Source organism: Pseudomonas avellanae BPIC 631 (assembly GCF_000444135.1).
GTDB lineage: Bacteria > Pseudomonadota > Gammaproteobacteria > Pseudomonadales > Pseudomonadaceae > Aquipseudomonas > Aquipseudomonas avellanae.
The window spans coordinates 16,155-33,331 of sequence record NZ_ATDK01000082.1; the positions used below are offsets into that span (position 1 = coordinate 16,155).

General features: G+C 61.0%; 16 protein-coding genes. 11 read left to right on the forward strand and 5 right to left on the reverse strand.

Going from position 1 to position 17,177, the window contains the following annotated elements; translation table 11 throughout:
• Positions 1-50 precede the first annotated feature (50 nt).
• Positions 51-1,148 carry a calcium:cation antiporter gene (locus tag DW49_RS0105955; protein ID WP_003383185.1) on the reverse strand — a complete coding sequence of 366 codons (1,098 nt, stop codon included), beginning with the start codon at positions 1,146-1,148 and terminating at the stop codon, positions 51-53.
• Positions 1,149-1,394: 246 nt separating this feature from the next.
• Between DW49_RS0105955 and DW49_RS0105960 the strand changes: the two genes are divergently transcribed.
• The 7 genes from DW49_RS0105960 (at position 1,395) to DW49_RS0105990 (ending at position 8,873) form a co-directional block, all read left to right on the forward strand.
• Positions 1,395-2,315 (forward strand): Fe(3+) dicitrate ABC transporter substrate-binding protein FecB, encoded by a 921-nt coding sequence (locus DW49_RS0105960; RefSeq protein WP_005614507.1) that lies wholly within the window; start codon positions 1,395-1,397, stop codon positions 2,313-2,315.
• Entirely contained in the window at positions 2,316-3,305 is a 990-nt protein-coding gene (gene fecC / locus DW49_RS0105965; protein WP_005614504.1) for an iron-dicitrate ABC transporter permease FecC, read from the forward strand.
• A complete protein-coding gene (locus tag DW49_RS0105970) occupies positions 3,302-4,270 on the forward strand; it encodes an iron chelate uptake ABC transporter family permease subunit (protein WP_005614503.1) in 969 nt (322 codons plus the stop codon). The genes fecC and DW49_RS0105970 overlap by 4 nt, the downstream gene beginning before the upstream one ends.
• Before the next feature lie 3 nt (positions 4,271-4,273).
• Positions 4,274-5,065: a Fe(3+) dicitrate ABC transporter ATP-binding protein FecE gene (gene fecE, locus DW49_RS0105975; RefSeq protein WP_024420231.1), complete on the forward strand. Its 792-nt coding sequence runs from the start codon at positions 4,274-4,276 to the stop codon at positions 5,063-5,065.
• A 638-nt stretch (positions 5,066-5,703) separates the two neighbouring features.
• The gene (locus DW49_RS0105980; RefSeq protein WP_005614499.1) at positions 5,704-6,798 is read left to right on the forward strand and encodes a BMP family ABC transporter substrate-binding protein; all 1,095 of its coding nucleotides are present in this window, start codon (positions 5,704-5,706) and stop codon (positions 6,796-6,798) included.
• A 77-nt stretch (positions 6,799-6,875) separates the two neighbouring features.
• Positions 6,876-7,841, forward strand: a complete 966-nt coding sequence (locus DW49_RS0105985; RefSeq protein WP_005614497.1) for a 2-oxoglutarate and iron-dependent oxygenase domain-containing protein — start codon at positions 6,876-6,878, stop codon at positions 7,839-7,841.
• Between the two features lie 78 nt (positions 7,842-7,919).
• Complete coding sequence (locus tag DW49_RS0105990) at positions 7,920-8,873, forward strand: adenosine deaminase (protein WP_005614495.1); 954 nt, start codon at positions 7,920-7,922, stop codon at positions 8,871-8,873.
• A 54-nt stretch (positions 8,874-8,927) separates the two neighbouring features.
• Here DW49_RS0105990 and DW49_RS0105995 read toward each other — a convergent pair whose 3' ends face one another.
• Together DW49_RS0105995 and DW49_RS0106000 are read right to left on the reverse strand one after the other, a co-directional pair.
• Complete coding sequence (locus tag DW49_RS0105995) at positions 8,928-9,620, reverse strand: ArsR/SmtB family transcription factor (protein ID WP_005614484.1); 693 nt, start codon at positions 9,618-9,620, stop codon at positions 8,928-8,930.
• A gap of 436 nt (positions 9,621-10,056) precedes the next feature.
• Positions 10,057-10,980, reverse strand: a complete 924-nt coding sequence (locus tag DW49_RS0106000) for a LysR family transcriptional regulator (RefSeq protein ID WP_005614483.1) — start codon at positions 10,978-10,980, stop codon at positions 10,057-10,059.
• Positions 10,981-11,092: 112 nt separating this feature from the next.
• Here DW49_RS0106000 and DW49_RS0106005 point away from each other — a divergent pair, with 112 nt between their 5' ends.
• A complete protein-coding gene (locus tag DW49_RS0106005) occupies positions 11,093-12,106 on the forward strand; it encodes a zinc-binding alcohol dehydrogenase family protein (RefSeq protein ID WP_024419805.1) in 1,014 nt (337 codons plus the stop codon).
• A 52-nt stretch (positions 12,107-12,158) separates the two neighbouring features.
• Here the strand turns inward: DW49_RS0106005 and DW49_RS0106010 are convergent, their stop codons facing one another.
• Both DW49_RS0106010 and DW49_RS0106015 read right to left on the reverse strand, forming a co-directional pair.
• Positions 12,159-13,355 carry a multidrug effflux MFS transporter gene (locus tag DW49_RS0106010; RefSeq protein WP_005614478.1) on the reverse strand — a complete coding sequence of 399 codons (1,197 nt, stop codon included), beginning with the start codon at positions 13,353-13,355 and terminating at the stop codon, positions 12,159-12,161.
• A gap of 147 nt (positions 13,356-13,502) precedes the next feature.
• The gene (locus DW49_RS0106015; protein WP_005614476.1) at positions 13,503-13,700 is read right to left on the reverse strand and encodes a heavy-metal-associated domain-containing protein; all 198 of its coding nucleotides are present in this window, start codon (positions 13,698-13,700) and stop codon (positions 13,503-13,505) included.
• 146 nt (positions 13,701-13,846) lie between these two features.
• On the opposite strand from DW49_RS0106015, the gene DW49_RS0106020 reads away from it, so the two are divergent.
• The 3 genes from DW49_RS0106020 to cueR all read left to right on the forward strand — a co-directional run bounded on the left by DW49_RS0106020 (position 13,847) and on the right by cueR (position 16,893).
• Complete coding sequence (locus tag DW49_RS0106020) at positions 13,847-14,227, forward strand: hypothetical protein (RefSeq protein ID WP_003379061.1); 381 nt, start codon at positions 13,847-13,849, stop codon at positions 14,225-14,227.
• Positions 14,228-14,296: 69 nt separating this feature from the next.
• Entirely contained in the window at positions 14,297-16,495 is a 2,199-nt protein-coding gene (locus tag DW49_RS0106025) for a heavy metal translocating P-type ATPase (RefSeq protein ID WP_005614473.1), read from the forward strand.
• Complete coding sequence (cueR, locus tag DW49_RS0106030; protein ID WP_005614471.1) at positions 16,492-16,893, forward strand: Cu(I)-responsive transcriptional regulator; 402 nt, start codon at positions 16,492-16,494, stop codon at positions 16,891-16,893. Before DW49_RS0106025 ends, cueR begins: the two co-directional genes overlap by 4 nt.
• Positions 16,894-17,177 lie beyond the last annotated feature (284 nt).

Here is a 17,177-nt window from a genome sequence, read left to right on the forward strand (position 1 = left end):
CGTCAGCAATCTGCAGGCGGGCGTGTCGCGACTCAAGGCCGATGGTGCAATCAGAGCCCCAGACACGACAGCATGATGAACGTCGCGAACAGCACGAAGTGGGTCATGCCTTCGATGGCGTTGGTTTCGCCGTCATTAAGGTTAATGGCGGACACCAGCAGGGTGATGAAAATCATCACGGTCTGCACCGGGGTCATGGCCATCTGGAACGGCTGGCCACTGTAAAGCGCCATCGCTTCCATGACCGGAACGGTCAGGATCACGGTGGACAGCGACGCACCCAACGCGATATTGACCACCGACTGCATGCGGTTGGCGAGTGCTGCGCGCAAGGCGGTCAGAATCTCCGGTGCAGCAGAAATGGCGGCGACCAGAATAGCGGTCATGACCGGTGGCGCGCCCGTGCCCTCCAGCCCCAGATCGACGGTCTTGGACATCACCTCGGCCAGCGCGCCGATCACCACCACGCCTGTGATCAACGTGGCGATGGAGCGGGTCAGGTTGACCGGCTCGGCATGCTCTTCTGCCTGATCCGAGCCCTGACGCTTTTTCTTTTCCGGGTAGCTGTAGCTGAAAAAGTAGCTGTGCGGGCCGACCTGCATACGCAGGAACAAGGTGTAGAGCAGAATCATTGCGCCGATGGTGAACGCCGAATAGATCTTCCAGTCACCCTTGGGAATGAACTCGGGCACCACCATCGACACGCCCATGGCGGTGAGAATCATCACGCTGTAGGTGCGTGCCGAATCATCGTTATACGACTGCTCGCCGTGCTTGATACCACCCATCAGCGCGGCCAGGCCGAGGATGCCGTTGATGTCGAGCATCACCGCCGAGTAAATCGTGTCACGCACCAGCGTCGGCGATGGCTCGTTGCTCATCATGATCGCCAGGATCACCACTTCGACCAGCACCGCAGAGAGCGTGAGGATCATCGTGCCGTAAGGGTCACCGACCTTTTCCGCGAGCATTTCGGCGTGGTGGGCAACGCGCATCGACGCGCAGACGATAAAGCCAACCAGCGCCAGCCCGGAGACCAATGCGACGACCTGACCGTTGCCCAGCAACACATGCTCCAGCGGATAGGCGACAAACATGGCGATGATTGCCAGCAGCAGAAACTTTTCTTGCTTGAGCAATGCGCCCATAACTTCCTCCAAAACCTTGCGACACATCGTCGCGGATGCTCATGACCGTGCCTGTCATTGAAGCGGTTGAGAGTGCGGTGTGTGACAAAAGGTTTCAACAAATGACCTGAATGAGAACTGCACCCACGCGTAAATGACTTTTGATCCCGCCGTCACGATGTGAAATAGTGCCCGCCGTTTTCTTCGCGCCTTTTCTGGCGCGTCTGTTTTTCACGATTCAGCTTCTGTTTAGAAAGGACATTCGCCGTGCGTGCTTTTCGACTTCCGCATTTATTGGCTTGCGGCCTGCTCACGCTGCTGGCGAGCGCCGCTCAGGCTGCGCCTATCGACATCGATGACGGCCAGCACAAGGTCCATCTGCCAGCCCCCCCCAAGCGCGTGGTGGTGCTGGAATTTTCGTTTCTCGACGGGCTGGCTTCGGTTGGCGTGACACCGGTCGGTGCTGCAGATGATGGCGACGCCAGTCGTGTGCTGCCCAAGGTGCGCAAGGCCTTGGGTGACTGGCAGTCGGTGGGGCTGCGCTCGCAACCCAACATCGAAGTGATCGCACGGCTCAAGCCGGACCTGATCATCGCCGACCTCGGTCGTCATCAGGCGCTTTATAACGACCTGGCCAGCCTGGCCCCGACGCTGATGTTGCCGTCACGCGGCGAGGACTATCAGGGCAGCCTGAAATCTGCCGAGCTGATCGGCGTGGCGCTGGGCAAAGGCCCGGAGATGCAGGCGCGAATCGCAGAAAACCGCCAGCACCTGAAGACCGTCGCAGAGCAAATTCCGGCCAACAGCAACGTACTGTTCGGCGTCGCTCGCGAAGACAGTTTCTCGGTCCACGGCCCGCACTCTTACGCGGGCAGCGTATTGCAGGCGATCGGTCTGAAGGTCCCGGAAGTACGCAAAGACGCCGCGCCCACCGAGTTCGTCAGCCTGGAGCAACTGCTCGCCCTGGACCCCAACTGGTTGCTGGTCGGTCATTATCGTCGCCCGAGCATTGTCGACACCTGGAGCAAGCAGCCGCTGTGGCAGGTGCTTGGCGCCGTACGCAATAAACAGGTGGCCGAAGTTGACGGTGACAGCTGGGCGCGCAATCGCGGAATCATGGCGTCCGAGCAGATCGCAGACGATGCGCTTGCCGTACTCAAGGGCGGCAAGGCCGTGCTGAACCCTTAAATGCGCCGCTGGCTGATGGCGGGCGTGATTGCCATGACCTGCCTGGGACTGTTCTGGGTGTCGCTGTTCGCCTTGTCGTCGTTCAGCATTCGTCAGATAGATGCCTGGAACGGGCTGTTCACGCAGGGCCGCGAGGGCGGCAATATCGCGTATATCGTCGCGCAACTGCGGGTGCCACGTGCCTTGTGCGCAGCCTTGGTGGGAGCGTGTCTCGGTGTCGCCGGGGCCTTGATGCAAGGCATTACGCGCAACCGTCTGGCCTCGCCGTCCTTGTTTGGCGTCACGGCAGGCGCGGCATTGGGTCTGGCGCTGTTTTCCACCGGGCTGGTCGCCCTGCCTTTTGCCGGTGGCGCATTGTTGATGACCTGCATCGGCGGCGCACTGGCGTGGATCACCGTGTTCAGCCTCGGTGGCGCATGGTCGCCGACCACCGCGCAAGGCCGACTGGTGCTGGCGGGGGTCGCCGTTGCGGCGCTGTGTGCAGCATTGACTCGCCTCACAGTGATTCTGGTCGAGGCCCAGGCGCAGAGTGTCCTCAACTGGCTGGCCGGCTCACTGGCCAATGTCGGTGCCGAGCAACTGCAACTGCTCTGGCCTTGCACGCTGATCGGCCTGGTGTTGGCGATTGCCTGTGCGCCGCGCCTGAACCTCATCAACCTGGGCGAGGACGCCGCCCGTTCGCTGGGCGTGCGCATTGGTGCCCTGCGGCTTCTAGTGTTTGTGGTCAGCCTGCTGCTGGTCGGTGCCAGCGTTTGTGCGGTCGGGCCGATTGCCTTTGTCGGCCTGATCGCGCCAAACATTGCTCGCCAATGGCTGGGCAACGACTACCGCTGGCTGATACCGATCAGTGCCGGTCTGGGCGCGGCCATTGTATTGGCTTCCGACCTGATCAGCCGTGCGGTGGCGTTCCCCGTTGAAACACCGGCTGGCGTGGTGACGGCGTTGATCGGCGCGCCGTTCTTTCTGTTTCTGGCGAGGCGTGCGCTATGAACCAGCCTCGCTCCCGGCTGTTATTGCTGATCATGTTGCTGGCACTGGCGCTGTTGTTGAGCCTCAGCGCGGGCACCGTGTGGCTTAAGCCTGGCGCGGTACTTGATCATCTGATCGCCCACGACAGCAAAGACTTTGAAGTCTGGAATCATCGCCTGCCACGCGGCCTGATCGCGATCATGACCGGCTGTGCGCTCGGCCTGGCGGGCGCCATCGTGCAAGGCGTGATTCGCAACCCGCTGGCCTCGCCGGAAATCCTGGGTGTGACCCAGGGCGCAGGGCTGGCGCTGACCATCGCCATCATCGGCCTGCCGCAATTGCCCGTGGCTGCGCTGCCGTTTGTGGCCTGTCTGGGCGGTGCGGCGGGCGCATTGCTGCTGGCGTTGTACAACACCGGCGTGCAGTTTTCCGGGGTGCGTTTTGCGCTGTCCGGGGTGGCGATTGCGGTCACGCTATCGAGCATCACCGAGTTTCTGATCCTGTCCAATCCACTGGACATCAACACCGCGCTGCTGGCCTTGACCGGCAGTTTGTGGAGCCGCAACTGGCACCACGTCTTGCTGGCCACGCCGCTTTTGCTGCTGATCCCGCTCAGTTTGCTGCTGGCCAAACCGCTCAACCTGATCAGCCTTGGTGATGAGGCAGCACAGAGCCTTGGCACAAGCCTGAAACGTATTCGCTGGCTGGCGATGGGCAGCGCCGTGCTGTTGACCAGCCTGGGTGTGGGCATCATCGGCCCGGTGAGTTTTGTCGGGCTGGTCGCGCCGCACATGGCGCGCCGTCTGGTCGGCGGTCATCATCAATACCTGCTGCCCGCGTCGATGGTGCTGGGCGCGCTGTTGCTGGTGCTGGCCGATACGCTGGGCCGCACGCTGATCGCGCCCAGCGAGATCCCTGCCGGGATTCTCACCGCCGTGATCGGCGCTCCGTATTTTCTCTGGCTGCTGGCCCGATTCAAAGGTTGACCCATGAGCATTCTGAAGGCGCAGCACCTCGACATCGGCTACGGCGCAACGCGGATCGTGCAGGACCTGTCATTCAGCCCTCCGCCAGGACAGGTCACCGCGCTGATCGGCCCCAACGGTTGCGGCAAATCCACATTGCTCAAGGCGTTCGCGCGGATCCTCACCCCGCAGTCGGGCAGCCTGAGCCTGGACGGTAAAACCTACAGCCAGCTGTCGGCCAGAGAGCTGGCCTGCAAGGTGGCGTTTTTGCCGCAAGTGCTGCCGATTCCCGAAGGCGTCAGCGTGCGTCAACTGGTGGCTTACGGCCGCAGCCCGCACAACAGTTTGTGGGGGCGTTTGAGCGGGGCCGATCAGCACAGTGTCGATCAGGCGTTGCAGCGCATGGAACTGGACACCCTGGCCGAACGCCCACTGTCCGATTTGTCCGGAGGGCAGCGGCAGCGCGCCTGGCTGGCGATGATTCTTGCGCAGGACGCCGACATTGTTCTGCTCGACGAACCGACCACCTACCTGGACATCAGCCATCAGGTCGAACTGCTGGACCTGATGCGCGAGCTGAGCGCTGAAGGCAAAACCGTGATTACCGTGCTCCATGACATCAATCAGGCCTGCCGCTACGCCGACCATCTGGCGGTGATGCAGGGCGGACGTCTGGTGACCTGCGGCGCGCCGGGTGATGTGCTGACCGCCGAGCTGGTGTGTCAGGTGTTCGACGTGCAAGTGCAGATCATGCGCGAGCCAGTGGCCGGTACGCCGATGTGCATAGTCGAACGCAGCACCCGCTGCACCAGTTGACAGCGCAGACGCTCGCCGCTGCACCGTAGCGCTGCACTCGCGTTGCCCACAGCACTGCTTTTGATTCTGGCCGAAGGCCGTGAGAGCGACCGGGGCGGCGATCCGCATTGTTCGCGAAAAGGCTGGCATATCCTCCGAAAATGCATCGTCTGAACTAAAGTCTTCGCGAACAAGTTCGCTCCCACGGCCTTCGGCCAGAATCAAGAGCAGCGCTGTGTAGGAGCGGACTTGTCCGCGAATACCATAGTTCAGACGATTCATTTTCGGGGAATACACCGCCTTTTTCGCGGACAAGTCCGCGGCCTTCGGCCAGAATCAAGAGCAGCACTGTGTAGGAGCGGACTTGTCCGCGAAGACCATAGTTCAGACGATTCATTTTCGGGGGAATACACCGCCTTTTTCGCGGACAAGTCCGCGGCCTTCGGCCAGAATCAAGAGCAGCACTGTGGAGCGGACTTGTCTGCGAAGACCATAGTTCAGACGATTCATTTTCGGGGGAATACACCGCCTTTTTCGCGGACAATTCCCACGCCCTTTGGGCAGAATCAAAGACGCGCTGGCGGCATAGTTGTCCTGTTGGTCAGTTATTTGCATTGTCGGGGTATGCACTCCAACAAGACCGCAAGGAGCTAGACCCGATGCACCTGACCAACCCACGTCGTCCTCTGAAAAAACTGCTGTGCGCCATGGCCGCTGTTGTCGGCATCGGCTCCAGCCTGCTCGCCTCGGCAGCCGATCCGCTGAAAGTCGGATTCGTCTACATCGGCCCCATCGGCGACCACGGCTGGACCTATCAGCACGAGCAGGGCCGCAAGGCGATGGTCGCGGCGCTGGGTGACAAGGTCAGCAGCAGCTACGTGGAAAACGTCCCGGAAGGTGCAGACGCCGAGCGGGTGATCCGCAACATGGCCAAGGGCGGCTACGACCTGATTTTCAGCACCTCCTTCGGTTACATGAACCCGACCCTGAAAGTTGCCAAGCAATTCCCCAAAGTGAAATTCGAGCACGCAACGGGCTACAAGCAGGACAAGAACATGGGCACTTATCTGGCCCGCACCTATGAAGGCCGCTACGTCAGCGGTTACATCGCGGCGAAGATGACCAAGACCAAGAAGATCGGTTACGTCGCCTCCTTCCCGATCCCTGAAGTGCTGCGCGACATCGACGCCATCCAGCTGGCGCTGAACAAATACAACCCCGGCACCGAGATCAAAGTGGTGTGGGTCAACTCCTGGTTCGATCCGGGCAAAGAAGCCGACGCCGCCAACGCCCTGATCGATCAGGGTGTGGACGTGGTGTTCCAGCACACCGACAGCCCGGCACCGATTCAGACCGCCGAGCGTCGTGGCGTGTATGCCGTGGGCTACGCTTCAGACATGGCGCACTTCGGGCCCAAAGCAGTGCTGGCCTCCATCGTCAACAACTGGGGCCCGCATTACATTCAGGCAGCAGAAGGCGTTATCGCCGGCACCTGGAAGCCACAGGATTATTGGGGCGGCCTGAAAGAAGGCACGGTCGAACTGCCGATCAGCGACGTGGTGCCTGCTGACGTGAAGGCCGAAGCGCAGAAGCTCATCGCCAGCATCGAAAGCGGCGAGTTCCACCCGTTCACCGGCCCGATCAAGGACCAGAACGGCACGATCAAAATTGCTGACGGCGTGGTCGCGACCAACGCCGAGCTGGCGTCGATGAACTATTACGTCGAAGGCATCAAAGCCGAACTGCCTAAATAACCGGCTGGCATCGCGTGCCCGTTTCGGCGGGCACGCTCATCGACACGCAACACCACAATGATTTCCAGGACCGGTTAATGGACCAGCTTCCCATCATCGACATCAGCCCGCTTTACGGCACTGATACCCAAGCCTGGCAGGCTGTCGCCACACAGATAGACAGCGCCTGTCGGGAATGGGGCTTTTTCTACATCAAGGGCCACCCGATCACTGCCGAGCGCATCGAACAGGTGCAATCGGTAGCCAAAGACTTCTTCGCCCGCGATGCTGCTGAAAAGCTGCGCATCGACATCACGCAAAGCACGCACCATCGCGGCTACGGCGCCATCGCCACTGAGCAACTGGACCCCAGCCTGCCGAGCGACCTGAAAGAAACCTTCGACATGGGCCTGCACCTGGATGCCAATCATCCCGACGTGCTGGCCGGCAAACCGTTACGCGGCCCCAACCGCCACCCGGCGATTCCCGGCTGGGAAGGCCTGATGGAGCAGCATTACCTGGACATGCAGGCACTGGCGCAAACCCTGCTGCGCGCCATGACCCTGGCATTGGGCATCGAGCGTGACTTCTTCGATCAGCGTTTTCAGGACCCGGTCAGTGTGCTGCGCATGATCCATTACCCGCCGCGCCATACGGCGACTTCAAGCGAGCAACAGGGCGCGGGCGCGCACACCGACTACGGCTGCATCACGTTGCTGTATCAAGACACGGCGGGCGGTTTGCAGGTTCGCGACGTACGCGGCGAATGGATCGACGCGCCGCCGATCGACGGCACTTTCGTGGTCAACCTTGGCGACATGATGGCGCGCTGGAGCAATGACCGTTACCTGTCCACGCCGCATCGGGTCGTCAGCCCATTGGGCGTCGATCGCTACTCGATGCCGTTTTTCGCCGAGCCGCATCCCGATACTCGCATCGAATGCCTGCCCGGTTGCCAGAGCGAAACTCATCCGGCCCGCTATCCTGTAACGACTTGTGCCGAATTTCTGCTTTCGCGCTTCGCCGACACCTACGCTTACCGTCGCGAACAGGAGGCAAGTTGAACGCTCGGTCAGGTTTTACCCTGCGCAGCGACATGCATCTGTAGAATGCACGCGATCTGCACCTGATGAGAAAAGAATATGTACGACTGGTTGAACGCGCTGCCCAAGGCAGAACTGCACTTGCACCTCGAAGGCTCGCTGGAACCCGAGCTGCTGTTCGCCTTGGCCGAACGCAACAGGATTGCCCTGCCGTGGAATGACGTCGAAGCGCTGCGCAAGGCGTATGCCTTCAACAATTTGCAGGAGTTCCTCGACCTGTATTACCGCGGCGCAGATGTGTTGCGCACCGAGCAGGATTTCTACGACCTGACCTGGGCGTACCTGCTGCGCTGCAAGGAACAGAACGTTATCCACACCGAGCCGTTCTTCGACCCGCAAACCCATACCGACCGTGGCATTGCCTTTGAAGTGGTACTGGCCGGGATTACCGGGGCGTTGAAAGACGGCAAGTCGAAGCTGGGCGTAGACAGTGGTTTGATCCTGAGCTTTCTACGTCATCTGTCCGAAGACGAAGCCGAAAAGACCCTCGACCAGGCGCTGCCGTTTCGTGATGCGTTCGTCGCCGTCGGCCTCGACAGCTCCGAGATGGGCCATCCGCCGAGCAAATTCCAGCGCGTCTTTGACCGTGCGCGCAACGAAGGCTTCCTGACCGTCGCACACGCCGGCGAAGAAGGCCCGCCGGAATACATCTGGGAAGCACTGGACCTGTTGAAAATCCAGCGCATCGACCACGGCGTACGCGCCATCGAAGACGAGCGGCTGATGCAGCGCATCATCGACGAACAGATCCCGCTGACCGTCTGCCCGCTGTCCAACACCAAACTGTGCGTGTTCGACGACATGGCCCAGCACAACATTCTCGACATGCTCGAGCGTGGCGTGAAAGTCACCGTGAACTCGGACGACCCGGCCTACTTCGGTGGCTACGTGACCGAAAACTTCCACGCGCTGCACACCCATCTGGGCATGACCGAAGATCAGGCACGCCGCCTGGCGCAAAACAGCCTGGATGCACGACTGGTCAAGCCCTGAAATTTCTGCGCCGCAAGGGACGCAACGCGTCCGCTTTTACGGCGCAGATACGACTCAGGCCGCCGCCGCGATCCTGTTGATTTCCCGCTGCCCGCTGGATGAAACCTGCAGGGTGCTGGACTCTTCGGTGGTGCGCAGCCAGCCCATCTGAATGAACAGCTGCAACAGCCCTGCCCCCAGCGCGCCACCCAGGTGCGGGCTGCGGTCGTTCCATTTGGGGCAGGCGCAGACCGTTTCGCGTTTGCGCTGCGCCAGTGCGGGTATGTAGATGCCGCGCTCGGCAAACAGGGCCACTCCCCTGCTCGTGACCTCGATGCGCTTCTCATGCCTTTCTATCCAGCCCGCCTCCAGCAGGCGCTGATACAGTTCGGCGGCTATTTCACCCCCCAGATGATCGGAGCAGACCCGCGCGCGACGTAGCGGCAAAAGCGGCATGGGTTGGGCAAAACGACGATTGATCTGATCAGCACTGGCCACCGACGCGCAAGCCAGCGCTTCCACCGCAGCGCCCACCTCCGGCGCGGCCAGACGAAAGAAACGCTTGCGCCCTCGCGCCTCCTGCCTCAACAGACCACCACTGGTCAGACGTGCCAGATGCGCGCCCGCAGACGCTGCCGAGACCCCCGCCAGAATGGCCAGTTCGTCGACAGGGCGAGCCGTACCGTCCATCAGCGCCCAGAGCATTGCGCTGCGCTTGGGGTCGGCCAGCAATGTCGCAATCTGGCTGATGCCAGGTCCGTATTCCATGTGTTCCCTCCCTGTTGAAACATTCATCTATCGCGATGACTTAATGAAAGCGATCACGCCGCCGTAAAGTTCAACGCGGCTCTTATCTGAAATGACAAGTATAAACTCTATGCCCTCTGCCCTAAGGGAGTGAAAAACTTTTCGTACAAACTGTTGTCGCGCACCTGCACGGAAAATCGCCAGAAGCTGCAGCGATAAGGCGGATTGAAGGGCATCCTGCTATAACGCTGCAACCGCTCTGGAAAGGGGCTTTCGGACCTCACTTCGAGCGCGCCTCGAAAAGACAAGCGCAATGCCTATGACAAAAATGCCAAAACCACTTCACAACAGTCAGTTTCAAATTTGTTCTGGCACCGGAATCTTTCATTTTTTAAATAAATTTAAATACTTTATTTTCCGACACTTCCGTAGGCCGTTTCCTACTTCAAGCAGGCCATTACAACAAACCAACAGGCGACTGGCCTACAGCATGTTGCTTACAACGTGACCTGAGCATTTCCAGTAACAGAATGACGGGCTTGCTGAGTTGTGCACGGTGCGCGCACAGCAAGTTCAGCGGTGCCCGCTCGCCCATCAAGTCAGGCATCAACACTTTGAGGTGCCCGGCCCTCACATCGGCGGCAACGTCCAGCCAGGACTTGTACGCTACACCTTCGCCTGCAACAGCCCAACGACGCACCACATCGGCATCGTCGCTGACCCGGTTGCCGCTGACCGTCAGGCTGATCTCGCGCTTGCCGTCCTCCAGCGTCCAGCGGTCATGGATGCGATCACCCAGCATGAACAGAAGGCAGTTATGGTGTGCCAGTTGCTCGACCTGCTGCGGCTCACCATGACGCTGCAGATAATCCGGCGCTGCACAGAGCACCCGCCGGTTGTCAGGCAACACCGGCAGCGCAACCAGGCTGGAGTCCTCAGGCGCACCGTAACGCAGCGCGACATCGACAGGCTGGCGGAACAGATCGGCAATACGGTCGCCCAGCAACAGACGCACGGTCAACTGCGGATGTTGTTGCTGAAATTCGTCCAGCCAGGGCAAAAGGACGTTGCGGCCAAAGTCCGACGGTGCCGACAGTTGCAGCACGCCCTCGCAACGGTCCTGACTGCTGGCCAGCAGGCGCCGCCCCTCTTCCAGGCTGCCGAGTGCCGCGCGCGCGTATTCCAGAAACCCTTCACCTTCGGCGGTCAGGCGCAGGCTGCGGGTAGAACGCGCCAGCAAACGCGCACCCAGTTGCCGCTCGATACGCTTGAGGGCGGCACTGGCAACCGCCGCCGACAGGTCCATCACCCGCGCCGCAGCAGAAAGGCTGCCCAGGTCCGCTGCACGCACGAACAACTGCAGGTCATCAAAACGCAGCATCAACGCCTCGTATTATCAAAATAAAATTGAAAGAGACTGCCGTTTTAGCGGGTTTTATCTTTACTGGAAATAGCCAATGATCCGTCCATCATTTTCCTTTGAGGTCACTGACATGAAAGCCATCGCGTATTACCAGTCTCTGCCGATCAGCGACGCCCAGGCATTGCAGGACATCGAACTGCCCGAGCCGGTGGCCGGCGCTCGTGATCTGCTGGTCGAGGTCAAGGCGATCTCCGTCAACCCGGTGGACACCAAGATCCGTCAGAACGTCCAGCCGGAAGACGGCGCAGCCAAGGTACTGGGCTGGGATGTGGCGGGCGTCGTGAAGACGGTCGGCAGTCAGGTCACGCTGTTCAAGCCGGGCGACAAGGTGTTCTATGCCGGATCGCTGACCCGACCGGGTGGCAACAGCGAGCTGCATGTGGTGGACGAGCGCATCGTCGGCCACATGCCCAAGACCCTGAGTTTTGCTCATGCGGCGGCGCTGCCGTTGACCGCGATCACGGCCTGGGAGCTGCTGTTCGAGCGCCTGCAGGTTGCACAGCACAAAGGCGAAGGTTCGCAAAGCCTGCTGATTGTCGGCGCGGCCGGTGGCGTAGGGTCGATCCTGACGCAGCTGGCGCGGCAACTGACCTCGCTGAAAGTCATCGGCACCGCCTCGCGAGCCGAGACCGAAAGCTGGGTTCGCGAGCTGGGTGCACACGAAGTGCTGGACCACAGCAAGCCGTTGAGCGAAGAGCTGAAACGCGTCGGCCTTAACCAGGTGACCCATGTGGCCAGCCTGACCCAGACCGAGCAGCATCTGGACCAACTGGTCGAGGCGCTCAAGCCACAAGGCAAGCTGGGCCTGATTGATGATCCGAAGACGCTGGACGTGTCAAAGCTCAAGCGCAAGAGCCTGTCGCTGCACTGGGAGTTCATGTACACGCGGTCGATGTTTGAAACCGAGGACATGATCGAACAGCACAACCTGCTCAACCGGGTGGCCGAGCTGATTGACGCCGGCACGCTGAAAACCACGTTCGGTGAACACTTCGGCACCATCAACGCCGAAAACCTGCGTCGTGCTCACGCCCTGCTGGAAAGCGGCAAGGCCAAAGGCAAGGTTGTGCTTGAAGGGTTCTGAAGCGCTGCTGTGGTGTCAGTGCACCTTGCACTGACACCACCACTGCAACTGATCAGGCGGTCTGGGCCTGAACATCGCGCCTGGCTTGGGCACGGCGTGTCAGCACCGAAATGCTCACGGTCAGCACGCCGCACAGGCTGATCACCAGCGCCATCGGTGTGGCGGTGCCGTCATGCAACACGCTGACCAGACTGGCCGCCACGGCGGCGACGCTAAATTGCAGGCAACCCAACAAAGCTGACGCACTGCCGGCGCGAGCCCATTGGCCATTCATCGCACAGGCAGACGCATTGGGGATGATGCAACCCAGGCTCGCCACACAAATGAACAGCGGCACCAGCAGCGGCCACAGCGCCTCGGTACGCAGCCCGGTGATCGCGAGCAAAACCAGCGCTGCCGCCAGGTAGATCCAGACCGTGCGTGACAGCAAAAACGCAGGACCCGTCTTGCGCAGAATACGGGCGTTGATCTGCGCAACCAGAATGAAGCCCGCCGCATTCATCCCGAACAGCCAGCCGTAATGCTCGGCAGGCACGCCATACAGCTTGATGAACACAAACGGCGACCCGGCGACGTAAGCGAACATCCCTGCCATCGCGATGCCGCCCGTCAGGGCATGACCGATGAAAACGCGGTCTTGCAGCAGATTGACGTACTGGCGCAACGCGCCGTTCAACGGTTGGCGAGGCGTGCTGGCCGGCATGCTTTCCGGCAGCCACAGCGCAACCGCAGTCAGACAGGCAGCACTGAACAGCGCGAGGCTGGCAAAGATCGATTGCCAGCCGAAGGTGCTAACCAACACACCGCCCAGCATCGGCGCCAGAATTGGCGCAAGGCCCATGACCAGCATCAGCTGCGAAAAGACCTTGGCGGACTCGACCGCATTGCACTTGTCGCTGACGATCGCCCGCGACAGAACCATCCCGGCACAGCCTCCCAGCGCCTGGATAAAGCGTGCACCGATCAGCCATTCGAGACTCGGCGCAAAGGCGCAAGCCACCGATGCGAGCATGAACAGCGTCACGCCGACCAGCATCGGGATCCGCCGGCCAAAGCGGTCAGCCACTGGACCGTAAGCCAGTTGACCGAGCGACAGGCCCAGAAAATAGGCGGCCAGGGTCAACTGCACGTGTTTTTCATCGGTCCCGAAATACGAGGCCATGGCCGGGAAGCCGGGAAGATAGAAGTCGATGGCCAGAGGGCCGAAAGCGCTCAGTGAGCCGAGGATAAGGATCGTTCGTAGGTTCATCGGGTGTCCATTAACGGGTGCAGAGCAACGGGCAAGTTTAACCGGCTTACCTGACAGAGAACGACGAACGGGAGAATTAATTCAAAATTTTTCAGCATGACTTTGGATACATGGAATGGGGAAATCAACCGACTTCCCCGTTTTGAATCATGCCAATTGCGCCTGATAACCCTCTTCGCCGATCAGCCCGATAATTTGCTCCGGCGACAGGCTGCTCTGTACCTTCACCTGTTTGCTGGTCAGTTCGACCTGTACCTCGGCGGCAGGGTCGTCATTTTTGATCGCTTCGGTCACGGCGCGAACACAGTGCCCGCAGGTCATGCCTTGAACAGTGAATAACTGCATGCTGTCACTCCTTCAATGATGGATGGCGCTCATCTTCAACCTTGCCATCATGGTAAGGTCAAGTTTCTGTTATCGCTGCCGGGCTGGTATTCGGGCTGATCGTGAGCCAAGCTGACTCATCAACGTTTACATCAGGAGTATCAGCGATGCGCTGGTCAGCAGTGAGCCTCTTCAGCATTCTCGGTTTCTTGGCTATCGCACCGGCCACTCAGGCTGCTCAGGACTACGGCATTCTGATCATTTCCCGAGAGCGGCTGGAAGTGGCGACCTCCTGCGAGATCGGCATCTATGTTCAGGACCGCCTGGCCGGAAGGCTGTTTCAGGAAGATTCGGTGTCTTTCAACCTGCCGCCCGGCGAAGTGTCCGTGCGCCTGACCACACTGCGCGGCACCGTGGGCGGCTGCGAAGGCGGGATGGAAGCTGCGCGCAGTACCAAGATCCAGCTGCATGCCGGGGATATCCTCAAGTACCGCATCGCCACCGACCTGAATGGGCTGTACCTCAAGAAGGCCGACCTCAACTATTGATTCGCGCTTGACCTTGCCCATGTGGCAAGGTTGATCCTTGCAGGCATTCAGTCTCAGGGAGTGTTACAGATGCAAGACACCACCACCTTCGACCTGCCGATCAGCGGCATGACCTGTGCCAGTTGCGCAGGTCGGGTCGAGCGTGCCTTGGCCAAAGTGCCGGGGGTCAACAGCGTGACGGTCAACCTCGCCAATGAACGCGCGCACGTCAGCGTCGCCCCGCAAACCGATCCGCACACCCTGATTTCAGCCGTCACCCGCGCAGGCTATGGCGCAACGCTGATTCCGGACAGGCAGGCCGACGCCGAGAAAAAAGTCCAGCATCTGCACCGCGAGCGCTGGGCATTGCTGCTGGCGATAGCGCTGGCGTTGCCACTGATCGCGCCGATGCTCCTGACGCCGCTGGGCGTGCACTGGATGCTTCCCGCATGGGCGCAGTTCGCCCTGGCGACACCGGTGCAGTTCATCCTGGGCGCGCGGTTTTATCTGGCCGCGTGGAAAGCCGTACGCGCAGGCGCAGGCAACATGGACCTGCTGGTCGCCATCGGCACCAGCGCGGGTTATGGCCTGAGCGTCTATCAATGGCTGCACGCCGCACCGGGTACTACGCCGCACCTGTATTTCGAAGCGTCGGCGGCGGTCATCGCCTTGGTGCTGTTGGGCAAATACCTGGAAAGCCGCGCCAAACGCCAGACTGCCAGCGCCATTCGCGCCCTGGAAGCATTGCGCCCGGACCGCGCCCTACGGCTGACAGAAGGCGTGGAACAAGACGTCGCGATCAGCGAGCTTCGGCTTGGCGACGCTGTGCTGGTCAAGCCAGGTGAACGCTTTCCTGTGGATGGCGAAGTGCTTGAAGGGCGCAGCCATGCCGATGAAGCGTTGATTACCGGTGAAAGTCTTCCGGTGGCCAAGCAGCCGGGTGACAAGGTTACTGGCGGAGCCATCAATGCCGAAGGTCGCTTGCTGATTCGTACTGCCGCGCTGGGCGCCGAAACGGTGCTGGCGCGCATCATTCGTCTGGTCGAAGACGCACAGGCAGGCAAGGCACCGATCCAGAAACTGGTGGATAAAGTCAGTCAGGTGTTTGTACCGACCGTGCTGGTGATCGCTTTCTTCACGCTGGCGGGCTGGCTGCTGGTCGGTGCATCATTGGAAGTCGCGCTGATCAACGCCGTCGCGGTGCTGGTGATCGCCTGCCCTTGCTCGCTGGGCCTCGCGACGCCAACAGCGATCATGGCCGGAACGGGTGTGGCGGCGCGCTACGGCATTCTGATCAAGGACGCAGAAGCACTGGAGCGCGCCCATGACGTGGATGCCGTAGTGTTCGACAAGACCGGCACGCTGACCTCGGGCACCCCGCGCATCACCAATATGAGCGCGGTGCTGGGCAATGAAGAGCACCTGCTGCAACTGGCGGGCGCGCTGCAACGTGGCAGCGAACATCCGTTAGCCAAGGCCGTGCTGGACGTCTGCGATGAATGGCAGTTGAAACTCGACCCGGTCGAAAACAGCCACGCTCTGAGTGGCCGCGGGATCGCCGGCACGGTTCAGGGCCGCGAACTGGCGCTGGGCAATCGGCGCTTGCTGGACGAAAGCGGCCTGCCAATGGGCGAGCTGGCCGAATCCGCACGCATCTGGGAAGCCGACGGGCGCACCCTGTCCTGGCTGATCGAGCAGGCTCCGGAGCCGAAAGTGATCGGCATGTTTGCGTTTGGGGACACGCTCAAGCCCGGCACTGATCAGGCAATCAAGGCGCTGAACGCGCGCGGCATCACCAGCCATTTGCTGACCGGCGATAACCGCGGCAGCGCGCAGGTGGTTGCCAGAGCGCTGGGGATACACGACGTACACGCCGAGGTGCTGCCTGCCGACAAGGCAGATACCGTCATGCGGCTGAAAAGCAACCATGTGGTGGCCATGGTCGGTGACGGCATCAACGATGCACCGGCGCTGGCGGCGGCTGACGTGGGCATCGCGATGGGCGGCGGGACTGATGTCGCGATGCATGCCGCGGGCATTACATTGATGCGCGGCGACCCGCGACTGGTGCCAGCTGCCCTGGACATCAGCCGACGGACCTACGCGAAGATCCGCCAGAACCTGTTCTGGGCGTTCGTCTACAACCTGATCGGCATCCCGCTTGCGGCGCTGGGCTACCTCAACCCGGTACTGGCGGGCGCGGCCATGGCGCTGTCCAGCGTCAGTGTGGTGGGCAACGCCCTGCTGCTGAAAACCTGGAAGCCGCGTGATCTGGAGGACAAACCATGAACATCGGCCAGGCAGCCAAAAGCAGCGGTTTGAGCGCGAAGATGATCCGCTATTACGAGTCCATAGGCCTGCTGAAAGCGGCGCATCGCAGCGACAGCGGTTATCGGTTGTACGGCGCCGAAGACCTGCACACCCTGGCGTTCATCAAACGCTCACGGGACCTGGGATTTTCGCTGGAAGAGGTCGGCAAACTGCTGACCCTCTGGCAAGACCGCCAACGCGCCAGCGCAGACGTCAAGGCCCTGGCCCGCCAGCACATCGTCCAGCTAAACCAGAAAATCGACGAACTGGCCAGCCTGCGCGACACGCTTGAGGAACTGGTGGAAAACTGCCAGGGCAACGACCGCGCCGACTGCCCGATCCTCAAGGACCTGGCGTCGGGTGGGTGTTGTTCATAGGTATTCGCGCCGCGCAACAGAGGACGCGGAGCGTCCGGAACGGCGTGACGACGCGGAGCGTCGCACGATGCGGGGCTAAAATCGCCGCATCAGGGGGATTACATACTCCTGTGTGAAAGGGGCGGCGATCCACATTGCTCACGAAGACGCTGGTTCAAACGCCCTATTCCCGGGACTGTACCGGCCTCTTCGCGAGCAAGCTCCCACGGCCTTCGGCCAGAATCAGAAGCGGACTTGTACATAGCGATGCACCGGACGCAGAGCGGGCTTCTGCCCGCAGGGCG

Excerpts from the sequence above, each read along its gene's own strand:
- DW49_RS0106015 (WP_005614476.1), bottom strand. The coding sequence starts at position 13,700 with ATGCAGTTATTCACTGTTCAAGGCATGACCTGCGGGCACTGTGTTCGC.
- DW49_RS0106020 (WP_003379061.1), top strand. The coding sequence starts at position 13,847 with ATGCGCTGGTCAGCAGTGAGCCTCTTCAGCATTCTCGGTTTCTTGGCT.
- DW49_RS0105985 (WP_005614497.1), top strand. The coding sequence starts at position 6,876 with ATGGACCAGCTTCCCATCATCGACATCAGCCCGCTTTACGGCACTGAT.
- DW49_RS0105955 (WP_003383185.1), bottom strand. The coding sequence starts at position 1,148 with ATGGGCGCATTGCTCAAGCAAGAAAAGTTTCTGCTGCTGGCAATCATC.
- DW49_RS0106010 (WP_005614478.1), bottom strand. The coding sequence starts at position 13,355 with ATGAACCTACGAACGATCCTTATCCTCGGCTCACTGAGCGCTTTCGGC.
- DW49_RS0106025 (WP_005614473.1), top strand. The coding sequence starts at position 14,297 with ATGCAAGACACCACCACCTTCGACCTGCCGATCAGCGGCATGACCTGT.
- DW49_RS0105970 (WP_005614503.1), top strand. The coding sequence starts at position 3,302 with ATGAACCAGCCTCGCTCCCGGCTGTTATTGCTGATCATGTTGCTGGCA.
- DW49_RS0105995 (WP_005614484.1), bottom strand. The coding sequence starts at position 9,620 with ATGGAATACGGACCTGGCATCAGCCAGATTGCGACATTGCTGGCCGAC.
- DW49_RS0106000 (WP_005614483.1), bottom strand. The coding sequence starts at position 10,980 with ATGCTGCGTTTTGATGACCTGCAGTTGTTCGTGCGTGCAGCGGACCTG.
- DW49_RS0105980 (WP_005614499.1), top strand. The coding sequence starts at position 5,704 with ATGCACCTGACCAACCCACGTCGTCCTCTGAAAAAACTGCTGTGCGCC.
- fecC (WP_005614504.1), top strand. The coding sequence starts at position 2,316 with ATGCGCCGCTGGCTGATGGCGGGCGTGATTGCCATGACCTGCCTGGGA.
- fecE (WP_024420231.1), top strand. The coding sequence starts at position 4,274 with ATGAGCATTCTGAAGGCGCAGCACCTCGACATCGGCTACGGCGCAACG.
- DW49_RS0106005 (WP_024419805.1), top strand. The coding sequence starts at position 11,093 with ATGAAAGCCATCGCGTATTACCAGTCTCTGCCGATCAGCGACGCCCAG.
- cueR (WP_005614471.1), top strand. The coding sequence starts at position 16,492 with ATGAACATCGGCCAGGCAGCCAAAAGCAGCGGTTTGAGCGCGAAGATG.
- DW49_RS0105990 (WP_005614495.1), top strand. The coding sequence starts at position 7,920 with ATGTACGACTGGTTGAACGCGCTGCCCAAGGCAGAACTGCACTTGCAC.